Here is an 11,376-nt window from a genome sequence, read left to right as displayed (position 1 = left end):
CAGTGGCTCAATATTCGATGCAAACACTGGCTCAGTTTGTCTGGCTAATCAACAAACTGGAGTTCGCCTGTGTTTCGCTCGTCGCTCACACACATCGCTTCGCTTTCATTTGGTTGTGTTTGAACTGATGAGTGAAAGCCGAACACAACGCAGTTGTGTGAGGTGTATTAGGTTGATTTAGATTAGTTTGGACGCACGACGGCTATAGCAAGGGAAAAGTTCCGATGCTATTTGCCGCCGTGTCGTGTAGTTTGATTTGAGTTGAGTCAGTCCACACGCCTGTAACAGAGTTTTTTGGAAGACTGATGTGTTGGAACTTCCAGTTGCGTCACGCAACTACTCTGCGGCATCACCTATTGTTCACACGCTGTTACAGCAACGGTGTAGGGCAGGGTCATTAGCCGTCATATTCCCCCCTGCGTTTGTTCCCTTTGTTAGCAAGTGGATTATCTTGCGTTGAGTGTGTGTGTTTGGTGGCTGCTGTTACGCAGTCTGCTGTGTACGTCTGTTCTGTTTGTACAGACCACGCTTTACACGTGTAGCGAGATTCAACACACGGTAGCAGTCACCGTCTGTAATCTTGCCACGCTTGTTGTTGTCTGCGTAGCAGCGTCTGAAGTGTTCCAGCAGCCGTTTGGTTGCGTTGTCCAGTTCCGTGCTGTGTTGCTCCAGCAGCAGTGTTGCCGCTTGCTGTGCCTGTAGCGTTTTGGATTTGGTTTTGGCGAAGGTTTGGACGTTGATGCCCTTGCTGCGTAACCAAGCATCCGTTTGCTGCGTGTCTTTGAAGTTCTTGTAGTTGTTCATACAGTTATTTAGCAGCGAGATAAGAACAGGCTACAAAAACTGACTGTTTATTAGGTGGTTTTGTGGCGTTTTGGACAAATCAATTTGTGCTGGCAAATTCCGGTTGTCCAACCAAGCAACTCGAAACTACAGTTTGTTTGTCGTTACAACAACTGGAGAAAACGTGATGGGAATTCTGAGCACTTTGAAACTGTCAGCAGCACAAAAGCCTGGCACTGTTACACCTGTACAGCAACGCCGCAACAAACTTGCCAAGCGTTTGTGGGAACAGATTGAACTGGCGAAAGCACAGCAAGCAGGAACACAGTTCGCACCCGTCAAGTTCCGCAGTTACACAGACAAAGAATCAGGTGTACGCAAGCAATTGGAAACAAGCAAGCGTGTGAAACAGTGGTGGTTTACAGCAGACAACGGCAAGTTGGCACTCAGCGTACGTTACGGCACACGTGTGTTGGAACTGGCGAAGGGTAAGTACGCTGTAGAAGTTGCGTCAACTGCTGAACTTGTCACAGTACTTGAGACAGTAAAAACTGCGGCACTTGAAGGTGAACTTGACGCAGCGATTGAGTCTGCTGCCAACAAGTTGCGTTCAGGTTTTGCGAAATGAAACGCTGGCAGTTGTGGGTGCGTGTGTCACCAACGCAAACAGCACACACCATCGTGTTCGCCAGCAACGCTTACGAAGCAAAGTTGTTGGGCGAAGCACAGTACGGGCACGGCAACGTGTTGAACTACACAGAGATGTGTGACTGACATTTGTTCAGCATACGCATCCATAAATAATTGATGCGTATTGCTGAACTTGTTAAACCTATCAAACCTAAACCGCCGATGACGCTGCCGCAGGCACGCATACACGGACTGAAACAAAATGTTGAACGTGACAAGCAACAACTACAGGCAGAGCGTGACAGACAGCGACAGCAGCGTGACGCAGAACGCTTACGCAAACAGCAACAGCGTAAAACTTCAACGCTCTAACTTTTTGTGCTACGTGTTGCTGCGTTTGGAACGCTGCGTAAATGCCGCAAAACCAGTCGAAAACACGGGTGTTTGTGGCGAAAACATAGTGTTTTACAAACCGAGTGGCAGACGGACGAGAGGTATAGCAAAAATACTTTCGCACACGGTTGACACTTTTTTGTTGCGTCGCTGCGTTGCGTTTGTCGCACACCACTTTGCGTTCACGTTTTTGAACTTTGAAAAAGCACGGTTTACAGTTTGGAGAGGTGCGTTGAAAATCCGCGTGTCGGCAGTTCGATTCTGCCCCAGGCCACCAGATTCACCCCACAGTTTCGCAAGAGGCTGTGGGGTTTTTCTTTGCCTATCAATCTCTGGTGTTGCGATGTGAGCGCTTTCTCACGATGAATGCGAGCGCAAAAACAAATACCCCAATCCCCATGAAGTCACCCACTGCCATGGCGATGCTCGCGCTCGTGATCATGTCAAAACTGCGGTTTTGCACGAGCCATTGATACAGGTTGGATCCAAGGCTGGAAGCCAAGGAGGTCGCCAATGCAATGATGAGGACATGCCAGTACTTGAGCTTCATCAGACTTGCATCCAAGCGAAGCCATTGAGCCAAACCCAGGTAGGTGACATAAGGCACGCCCGCCCAAATGGCTGTGTTGCCGAGGTGAATCAGCATCGTGTCCGTTTGCCAGACATCCTGTGCGGTGATCAGGCCAACGACCGCAATGCCCCAAAACCCCCAAATGCCCGCGACCATGAAAGCCACCAGTTTGATGCCTGCGGGTGCAAAAAACAGATCAATACCTTGCGCAAAATTGACCAGGGACGACAGCTTTGTTTGCAGCAAGAAGACAAGGTAATAGGCCAAGCCGCAGACGGATGAAAGGGCGACGCCTTCCACCCAAGGGTGCTTGCTGAATCTGTTGCCGTGAAACTGTATCATGCGTCGCGTAAAAGCTCACCTTCAAGCTGCACCGCCCCGCTGCGCTCCAACTCGGCCAGCATCATGTCAAGCCACGTGTCCAAAGTCTGGCCTTGGCCAAAGCGTTGGTGCAGGGCCTTCAGATAAGGCACGTGGGCGGCCCAGTCGCTGAACTCGGCTTTGGAGATCTGGCCCCATTCCAGCAGTTTGAATTTGAGCAACACTTTGGCGCCATAGCGGGCGTGGCGCTCGGGGTTTTGGGCATAGCTGTTGAGTTTGCTGCGCGCCAGGGCCAAGGCCGGGGCCAGTTCGGTGAACACCGAGCCGTGGCCGGGAATGATGGTGGCGGGGTTCAGGCCTTCGATCAGGTCCAGCGTTTGCGCCACCTCGTCAAAGGCGCCCACGCCTTCGAGCTCCGGAAAAACCACGCCAAATCCGTTTTGCCACAGGGCGTCCGCCGACATCAGCAGGCGGTGTTCGGGCGCAAACAGAATGACCGAATGCGGGTCGTGCCCGGGGGCGGCGTGCACTTGCCAGTCCATGTCGCCCCAGCGGTGGGTGCTACCGGGCTGCAGCAAACCGTTGAAGCGAAATGCAGGGCAGTTTTGTCCGGTGGGTTTGTAGCTCAGTGCGTCTTCAGACCAGTGTTGCACCGCCTGAGCCAGCCCGGGGGGGATCCAGGTGAGCAAATCGGGGTAGTGAGCTTGCAGGGCTTGGTTGCCGCCGCAGTGGTCGCTGTGCAGGTGGGTGTTGACCAGCAAGTTGAGCGGGCGGCCCTGCAGGGCATGTTGCACCAGCGCCAGTGTTTGCGCTTGGTGTTTCACATAACCACTGTCGACCAAGGTGGCGCTGTCAGCGCCTTGCAGCAGCACATTGTTGGCCGACAACCAGCCCCGCTCGAACACGGTCACGCCTGCGGGCAACAGGCCGACGTGGTGCGTGTTCACTTGCTGCTGCGCAGATCCCGGCGCAGGATTTTGCCCACATTGGATTTGGGCAGTTCATCTCTGAATTCGATGTATTTCGGGCGCTTGTAGCCGGTCAGGTTCTCGTGGCAGAAACGGGCCACGGCCTCTTCGGTCAGCATCGGGTCATTGCGCACCACAAACACCTTGATGGTTTCGCCTTGCATGGTGTCGGGGATGCCGACCGCCGCGCATTCAACCACACCAGGACAGGTGGAAATGAGGTTCTCCAGTTCGCTGGGGAAGACGTTGAAGCCACTGACGATGATCATGTCCTTCTTGCGGTCCACGATGCGGGTGTACCCTTCCTCGTCCATGAGGCCGATGTCGCCCGTGCGCATGAAGCCGTCGGCCGTGAAGGTCTTGGCGTTTTCAGCAGGCTGGTTGTAGTAGCCGGTCATGACGTTGGGGCCGCGGATGCAAATCTCGCCCGAACTGCCCACGGGCAGGCTTTGTCCATCGTCGTCTTTGATGGCGATGTCGATGCCTGGCAGGGGCAAGCCAATGTTGCCGCTGAAGGTTTTTTGCGTGACCGGGTTGTTGGTGCCGATGGCGCAGGTCTCGCTCATGCCCCAGCCTTCGATCATGGCGCTGCCCGTGGCGTTTTGCCAGTTGCGGGCCGTGCCCTCCGAGGCGGCCATGCCGCCCGCTTGGGTGAGTTTGAGCGAGGAGAAATCGATCGACTTGAACATCGGGTGCTGCATCAAAGCGTTGAACAGCGTGTTCACCCCCGGCAGCACATGGAAAGGGCGCTGCTTGAGCACTTCGATGAATTTGGCGAAGTCACGCGGGTTGGGCACCAAGGTCAGGTAAGAGCCTTGGCGGATGGCCAGCAGACACAGCGTGAGCGCGAAAATGTGGTACAGCGGCAAAGCCGCGATGTTGTTCACCTTGCGCAGGTCCGGCACATCGGCCAGGGCCGGCGAAAACCAGCCTTCGGCTTGCAGCATGGCCGCCACGATGTTGCGGTGGGTGAGCACGGCGCCTTTGGACAAACCAGTGGTGCCGCCTGTGTATTGCAAGAAGGCGATGTCGTCCATGGTTTGCGCGGTGGGGCGCAGGTTCAGGCTGCGGCCTTGGGCAATCGCTTTCTTGAACGGGGTGACGGTGCGGCCACCGGCCAAGGGCAGCTCAAAGGGCGGCACCATTTTGGCCAGGTGACGCACAGCAAAGGTCAACCAGCGGCCGTTGATGGGTCCCAGCAAATCGCCAATGGAGGCCAGCACGACGTGTTGCACGGCGGTGCGCTCGATCACTTCCTGCAAGGTGGCGGCAAAGTTTTCGAGAATGACGATGGCGCTGGCCCCGGAGTCTTTGAGCTGGTGCTCCAGCTCACGCGGGGTGTACAGCGGATTGACGTTCACGCAGGTGTAACCCGCCCGCAAAATTGCCGCCATGGTCACGGCAAACTGGGGCAGGTTGGGCAGCATGATGGCGACCCGGCTGCCGGGCTCCAGCCCTTTGTTTTGCAACCAAGCCCCGAGGGCGGTGGACAATTCGTCGAGCTGCTTGTAGCTCATCCAGCGGTTCATGCACACCGAGAAAGGGTTGTCGCCGTGCTCGCGAAAGGCCCTTTCCATCAGATCCGTCAAACTTTTGTATTGTTCTGTGTCGATGTCGTGTGGCACACCGGGGGGGTAACTCTTCAGCCAAAAACGGTCCATGTTCTTCTCTCCTGATAGAGAGCCATTGTCACCAGCTTGCAGAGTGTTCGGTATCGGGCATTTCCCGATGGCCGGTGGTGGTGGTCTCACAGGCGACAAAACCCGAAAAGGGCGTGGGGCGCGCAATGGGTGCAAAATGAGTAGAAACCCTTGGCCCCTCACATGAACACCTCACCCAACGTCCGTTCTTTTGGTTTGAGTCGATGGCTCCGTGCCTGGTGGCAGCAATGGTTCGGGCCTGCTCAATCGGCGGATTTGGCGTCAGCGGCGGCCCCTCGCCATGCAACGCCTTGGGTGCCTATCCGCTCTTTGTCGTCCCGGCACAGGTCGCGCATTGAGCGGCATTTGGTGGCCTTGCCAGAGCAAGATCGGTACCTGCGGTTTGGTTATGCCGCGACCGATGAGCAAATTGGCCGATACGTGGCGGGTTTGAACTTTGACCGGGACGAAATTTTTGGGGTGTTCAATCGGCGCCTGCAGCTGGTGGCCATGGCCCATTTGGCGTATTCGGTGGATCCGCAATGGACCACTTGCGCCGAGTTTGGGGTGTCGGTGTCGCCGCACCAGCGCGGTAAAGGCTTGGGTGCCAAGTTGTTTGGCCACGCGGTGATGCACGCCCGCAACCAAGGCGTGAGTCTGCTTTTCATCCACGCCCTGAGCGAGAACGTGGCCATGCTCAAGATTGCACGCCAGGCGGGCGCGTCGGTGCAGCGCGATGGCAGCGAAACCGAGGCTTATTTGTCTTTGCCGCAGGCCACCTTGGACAGCCAAATCAGTGGCTTGGTCCTAGAGCAGATGGCCGAAGTCGATTACCAGCTCAAAATGCAAGCGAGCCAGTTTCGAGCTTGGTTGCGCACGGTGCAAGAGATTCGCCAAGGGGTGCGCGATGCGCGGGATGCGGCGCGCGGGCCTTGATGCCCGGGTGTCATCTGATTCCGCTATCCTTGCAGCTTCGCCACAACCGCATGTCCTGCAAGCCTAGACCGTGTCTGACCCTCACCCCGCGCGCACAGCCGAGCGCGAAGACAAACGGAGTTTTCTGCAAAAACTGGCAGAGTTCATCCACCCCGGCCCTGACTCTGCGGCCGAGCTGATCGAGACTTTGGCCGAGGCCGAGGACAACCAAATCATCAATGCCGAGAGCCGTTTGATGATCGAGGGGGTGATCCGCATGGCCGACATGACCGCCGGCGATGTCATGGTGCCGGCGCCCCGGATGGATCTGCTCAACATCGAAGACCCATTGGATGTGTTGATGTACCAGGTGATCGATACGGCGCATTCGCGCTTTCCGGTGTACGAAGGCGAGCGAGAAAACGTGATCGGCATTTTGCTGGCCAAAGACTTGCTCAAGTTGCAACGCGCTCCGGAGTTGAACATCCGCGCCTTGCTGCGGCCTGCGGTGTTTGTGCCCGAGAGCAAGGGCCTGAATGATTTGCTGCGGCAGTTCCGTGACAACCGCAACCATTTGGCGATCGTCATCGACGAGTACGGCCGAACAGCGGGCCTGATCACCATCGAGGATGTGTTGGAACAAATCGTGGGCGAGATCGAGGATGAGTTCGATATTGCCGACGATGCGGGGGATATTTTCAGCCTGCCCGACCGCAGCTTCAGGGTCAGCGGCGACACCGCGTTGGAGCGCGTGAGCGAGGCCTTTGGAGTGGACTTGAAGCAAGCACGGCAGGGCGAAGACGACCATGACTTTGACACCTTGGGCGGTCTGATCGCGCACGAGATGGGCCATGTGCCACACCGCGGCGAGGCCTATGAGTTGGCGGGGCTGCGTTTTGTGGTTTTGCACACGCGTGCCGGTGCGGTGCGGTGGTTCAAGGTGTCGCCCATCACGCCTGTTTTGCCTGCGTCGCCCGGAACATCTGCATGAACCCAGCGCCCCAGCGCGCCAGGGCTTGGCCCCTTTTGTGGCCGGCATGGGCTGGTGCGGCTCAGGCGGCTTCAATGGCTTGGCCAGGCAGTGGGCAAGCCTTGGGCTGGTTGCAACTGCTGAGCCTGACCCTGTTGGCGGCGGGTTTGGCCCCAATGGCCCGCCAGTCCATCGGAGGCCCTTTTGCAGGGCCCAGTCCCGTCAAGCGTGCGGCTTGGTTTGGCGGGGTGTTTGCCACGGCATGGCTGGCAGGCAGTTTTTGGTGGTTGTACGTGTCCATGCACCATGTGGGCGGTTTGCCTGCGCCGTTGGCGGTGTTGGCGGTGCTGGCGCTGGCGTGTTCCTTGGCGCTTTACTATGCTCTTGCGGCGGCGGTTTGGGTGGGTCTGGCGCGGGGCTGGGTGGTTCAGCAGCCGGGTATGGCCAGCGTTTTGTTTGCTGCCTTGTGGACTCTGGCCGAGTTGATGCGCGGACGCTGGTTCACCGGCTTTCCTTGGGGGGCTGGCGGTTACGCCCATGTGGACGGCGTGCTGGTAGCCTGGGCGCCATGGATCGGCGTTTACGGCGTAGGCGCTTTGGCGGCTTGGCTGGCCATGCGCTTGGCTTTGGCCGGTTGGCGTTTGCGGGCGCTCAAGCCTTGGCTGGGCTTGCTGCTGGCGTCTTGGGGCTTGCAGGTCTGGGGGCCTGCTTTCACCACTTCGGCAGGTCAGGGGCAGGTGCAGTTGCTGCAGGCCAATATTTCGCAAACCGACAAGTTTCAAGCGGGAAGCGGTGTGCGCGATGCCTTGCAGTGGTACGACGAACAGTTGCGCGCCAGCCGCCAGCCTTTGGTGGTGGCCCCCGAGACGGCCATTCCCCTGTTGCCACACTATTTGCCGGAAGGCTATTGGTCAGGCTTGCAGCAGCACTTTGCCCAGCCGGGTCGGCCGATGGCTTTGGTGGGCGTGCCTTTGGGCAGTTTGGCTGAGGGCTACGCCAATTCGGTGGTGGCCATGGGCCCTGAGGGTTCAAGGCCTTATCGTTACGACAAATCTCACTTGGTGCCCTTTGGTGAGTTCATGCCGCCGGGCTTTGTGTGGTTCATCCGCATGATGAACATTCCATTGGGTGACTTCCAAGCGGGCGGCTGGCGACAGCCCTCGCTGGAATGGCAAGGCCAGCGCTTGGCGCCCAATATCTGTTACGAAGATTTGTTTGGCGAAGAGTTGGCCCTGCGTTTCACAGACCCGGCCACCGCCCCCACGGCCTTGGTGAATGTGAGCAATATCGCTTGGTTTGGCGACACCTTGGCGGTCGACCAGCACCTGAGCATTTCGCGGCTGCGGGCCATCGAGTTGGGCCGTCCCATGCTGCGGGCCACCAACACCGGGGCCACGGCCATCATCGACCACACGGGCCGCGTCACCGAGCAGCTGCCACGTTTTACCCGGGGCAGTTTGACGGGCACTTTTGAGGGCCGCAACGGCCTGACGCCGTATGCGCGGTGGTCAGGTGCTTGGGGTTTGGGGCCGCTTTGGGCGGTGTGCTTGGCCGTGGTGGCCTGGGCGGCCTGGAGGCGGCGAAAGCCCTGAGCCTTTGGCTCTATCTCAATTCTGAGGGGTCTCAAATAGCCTCAAATGGCCTGGGGGTCCACGTCCACCAGCCAGCGGATCACGCCTTTGTGTTCGGGCAGGCTGCGCAGCTGGTGCAGCACGCTGTGCAGGTGCCACAAGGTTTTTTGCAGCGCCATGCGCTTGGGGCTTTCCAGCAGCATTTGCGCGCGTTCCACATCGGCCACGCGCTGCATGCTCATGGGCACGGCGGGGTACACACTCACCTGCATCACCAAGTCGGCGGTTTCGGGGTCCGCGCTCAGTTGCGCTTGCAGTGTTTCGCGGGCCGCGTTCAACAAGGCTTGGGCTGCTTCTTGGGTGCGGGCGTCGGCGCGCAGCAGGGCCTGGTGGCTGATGGGCGGCAGGTCAGCGGCGGTGCGCTCGGCCAACTCGCTGGTGGCAAAGGCCGGGTAGTCGTGTTTTTTGAGTGCCTCAAACAGCGCGTGTGTGGGGTGAAAGGTCTGCACCCACATCTCACTCGTGGCGCTTTGGGCGGCGTCGCGCCCGGCGCGGCCAGCGGCTTGCATGAGCAGGGCAAACAAGCGTTCGGGCGCGCGGAAGTCGCTTGAAAACAGGGCCGTGTCGGGGTTGACGGCGGCCACCAAGGTGATGCGCCTGAAGTCGTGCCCCTTGGCGATCATTTGGGTGCCGACCAAGACATCGACCTCGCCGGAGTGCACTTGCGCCAGTTGGCTTTCGAGTGCCCCCTTCAGCCGCGTGCTGTCGGCGTCGATGCGGGCGATGCGCACCGGTGTGCCATCTGGGCGCAAAACGTGTGCGAGCAATTCGCCCAAGTGTTCTTCAAGTTGTTCTGTACCCCTGCCAATGGGGGCGATGTCGGCATTGCCGCACTCAGGGCAGGCGCGTGGCACGCGTTCGGTCAGGCCGCAGTGGTGGCAGCGCAGGGTGCGGTCGATCTTGTGGAACACCCGGAACGCACTGCAGTGCTTGCAATCGCTTTTCCAGCCGCAGTCGGCGCAGTGCAGCACCGGGGCGTAGCCGCGGCGGTTGAGCAGCAGCATGCATTGCTCGCCGCGCTCTACCCGCTCTTGGATGGCGGCCACCAGCTGGGTGGACAGCACAGCGCGGCGCGGCTGTTTGTTCATGTCCACGCGCCGCACTTTGGGCAACAAGCCGGTCCCTATGCGCGAGGGCATCAGCAGACGCTGGTAACGGCCGCCTGAGTCGCCCTTCGTGGCTGGACGGCTGAGGTGCCAGCTCTCCAGTGAGGGCGTGGCCGAGGCCAGCAGCACGGGTGCATTTTGAAGCCTGCCACGGTACACGGCCAAGTCGCGTGCCGAATAACGGGCACCTTCTTGCTGCTTGTAGCTGGGGTCGTGCTCTTCGTCGACCACGATGAGTTTCAGCTGCGGCATGGAGGCAAAAATGGCCATGCGTGTACCCAGCACGATGCGGGCATGGCCCGCGTGCGCGGCCAACCAGGCTTTGAGGCGCTGGGCGGGCGTCATGCCGCTGTGCATCGAGACCACGGCCTCGGTGCCAAAACGGGCCTGCACCCGTTCTTCGAGTTGGGGCGTGAGGTTGATCTCGGGCACCATGAGCAATGCTTGGGCTTGCGGATCGGCAGCCAGCATGCGTGCCACCGCCTGCAAATACACCTCGGTTTTGCCGCTGCCGGTGCTGCCAAACAGCAAGAATGGGCCAGGGCCATTGGCCATCTGGTCGAGCACGTTGATCTGTTCGGGGGACAGGGCAGGGCCAGGGGTGGTTTGCACGGTTCTGTCGGTTTGCTTTTTCAAGCGCCGCGCCAGTTGCTCTGACGACAGGTCGCGCAGCTGGGGCGGCAAGGCCGATAAGGCCACTTCGCCCAAGGCGCGCTGGTAATACTGGGCTGAAAATTGCACCAGTTGTCGCCAGGAGGCGTCCAGAGGTGGCAGACCTTGCAGCACGCCCAACACATCGCGCACGCTGGTTGCGGGCATGTCAGCAGGAGCTTGGTCCCTCATCGCCCATACCACCCCCAGCACTTCGCGTTGGCCAAAAGGCACGCGCACCAGTTGACCGGCTTGCACCGAGACTGGGCTGTGGTAGGTCAACAAGCCACCTACTTGGCTGTGCGCAGGGGCCTGAACGGCGATGTCAATCCAAATCGACAATGGCAAATGCTCCGATGTTTTGCAAGAATTTACAAATTTTGATAGTTAGGTGAAGTCTCGAAATCGGGCCTAAGTGCTTGATTTCAAAGTGCTTTGACTTCTCTCCAAAAAATCTGTGGATAACTTTGTTGAAAACTTGTCCTCAAGGCTTGCAAGGCCTTGCAAATCAAGGGTTTAGACAGATTGCTCACCAGATGGGCATTTTCATAAAACCCAACAAAATCAAGGACTTAGCCAGTTTTCAAAAGAGACAAGAAGGCCATGCAGCGCAAAACTCAGACAAAGTGGTGCGCCCTTTTTTTGTGCATAAGTCAAGAGAGAAAGTGGGTATTTTTGCAATAAAACCGCATTTTTGGCGTGTTTGTGTGTTAGCTGAATTCTTCGGTTTTCAAGCCTTGTTGCGCAAATGGCGTGAATGGCTGTGCACCGCTTCGACCAGCGCCGTCACATGCTCG

Annotated in this window: 12 protein-coding genes; 7 read left to right on the top strand and 5 right to left on the bottom strand. The window is 58.4% G+C overall.

Annotated elements, in window-relative coordinates; genetic code table 11:
* Positions 1–483: 483 nt before the first annotated feature.
* Entirely contained in the window at positions 484–804 is a 321-nt protein-coding gene (locus tag ABWQ00_RS15155) for a hypothetical protein (RefSeq protein WP_353239494.1), read from the bottom strand.
* A gap of 166 nt (positions 805–970) precedes the next feature.
* On the opposite strand from ABWQ00_RS15155, the gene ABWQ00_RS15150 reads away from it, so the two are divergent.
* Genes ABWQ00_RS15150 through ABWQ00_RS15140 form a run of 3 tightly spaced genes read left to right on the top strand, consistent with a single transcriptional unit; the run spans position 971 to position 1,785 of the window.
* The gene (locus tag ABWQ00_RS15150) at positions 971–1,411 is read left to right on the top strand and encodes a DUF6641 family protein (RefSeq protein ID WP_353239493.1); all 441 of its coding nucleotides are present in this window, start codon (positions 971–973) and stop codon (positions 1,409–1,411) included.
* Positions 1,408–1,557, top strand: coding sequence for a hypothetical protein (locus ABWQ00_RS15145; protein ID WP_353239492.1), 150 nt, complete (start codon positions 1,408–1,410; stop codon positions 1,555–1,557). Before ABWQ00_RS15150 ends, ABWQ00_RS15145 begins: the two co-directional genes overlap by 4 nt.
* A gap of 33 nt (positions 1,558–1,590) precedes the next feature.
* Positions 1,591–1,785, top strand: coding sequence for a hypothetical protein (locus ABWQ00_RS15140; protein WP_353239491.1), 195 nt, complete (start codon positions 1,591–1,593; stop codon positions 1,783–1,785).
* A 346-nt stretch (positions 1,786–2,131) separates the two neighbouring features.
* On the opposite strand, the gene ABWQ00_RS15135 is transcribed toward ABWQ00_RS15140, so the two are convergent.
* From ABWQ00_RS15135 to ABWQ00_RS15125, 3 genes are all read right to left on the bottom strand, one after another.
* On the bottom strand, positions 2,132–2,644 hold the full coding sequence (locus ABWQ00_RS15135) for a hypothetical protein (protein WP_353239490.1): 513 nt from the start codon (positions 2,642–2,644) through the stop codon (positions 2,132–2,134).
* A 71-nt stretch (positions 2,645–2,715) separates the two neighbouring features.
* Positions 2,716–3,645 (bottom strand): MBL fold metallo-hydrolase, encoded by a 930-nt coding sequence (locus ABWQ00_RS15130; protein ID WP_353239489.1) that lies wholly within the window; start codon positions 3,643–3,645, stop codon positions 2,716–2,718.
* On the bottom strand, positions 3,642–5,327 hold the full coding sequence (locus ABWQ00_RS15125; RefSeq protein WP_353239488.1) for an AMP-binding protein: 1,686 nt from the start codon (positions 5,325–5,327) through the stop codon (positions 3,642–3,644). Before ABWQ00_RS15125 ends, ABWQ00_RS15130 begins: the two co-directional genes overlap by 4 nt.
* Before the next feature lie 162 nt (positions 5,328–5,489).
* Here ABWQ00_RS15125 and ABWQ00_RS15120 point away from each other — a divergent pair, with 162 nt between their 5' ends.
* The 3 genes from ABWQ00_RS15120 (at position 5,490) to lnt (ending at position 8,783) form a co-directional block, all read left to right on the top strand.
* The gene (locus ABWQ00_RS15120) at positions 5,490–6,242 is read left to right on the top strand and encodes a GNAT family N-acetyltransferase (protein WP_353239487.1); all 753 of its coding nucleotides are present in this window, start codon (positions 5,490–5,492) and stop codon (positions 6,240–6,242) included.
* A 70-nt stretch (positions 6,243–6,312) separates the two neighbouring features.
* The gene (locus ABWQ00_RS15115) at positions 6,313–7,212 is read left to right on the top strand and encodes a CorC family transporter (RefSeq protein ID WP_353239486.1); all 900 of its coding nucleotides are present in this window, start codon (positions 6,313–6,315) and stop codon (positions 7,210–7,212) included.
* The gene (gene lnt, locus ABWQ00_RS15110) at positions 7,209–8,783 is read left to right on the top strand and encodes an apolipoprotein N-acyltransferase (RefSeq protein WP_353239485.1); all 1,575 of its coding nucleotides are present in this window, start codon (positions 7,209–7,211) and stop codon (positions 8,781–8,783) included. Before ABWQ00_RS15115 ends, lnt begins: the two co-directional genes overlap by 4 nt.
* A gap of 41 nt (positions 8,784–8,824) precedes the next feature.
* Here the strand turns inward: lnt and priA are convergent, their stop codons facing one another.
* Positions 8,825–10,927 carry a replication restart helicase PriA gene (gene priA / locus ABWQ00_RS15105; protein WP_502908160.1) on the bottom strand — a complete coding sequence of 701 codons (2,103 nt, stop codon included), beginning with the start codon at positions 10,925–10,927 and terminating at the stop codon, positions 8,825–8,827.
* A 122-nt stretch (positions 10,928–11,049) separates the two neighbouring features.
* Here priA and ABWQ00_RS15100 point away from each other — a divergent pair.
* The coding region (locus ABWQ00_RS15100; RefSeq protein WP_353239484.1) for a hypothetical protein at positions 11,050–11,376 on the top strand (327 nt) is incomplete at its 3' end.

Origin of the sequence: Limnohabitans sp. (genome assembly GCF_040400975.1) — a bacterium.
Classification (GTDB): Bacteria; Pseudomonadota; Gammaproteobacteria; order Burkholderiales; family Burkholderiaceae_C; genus Limnohabitans_A.
This window is presented reverse-complemented; position numbering and strand designations above follow the sequence as displayed.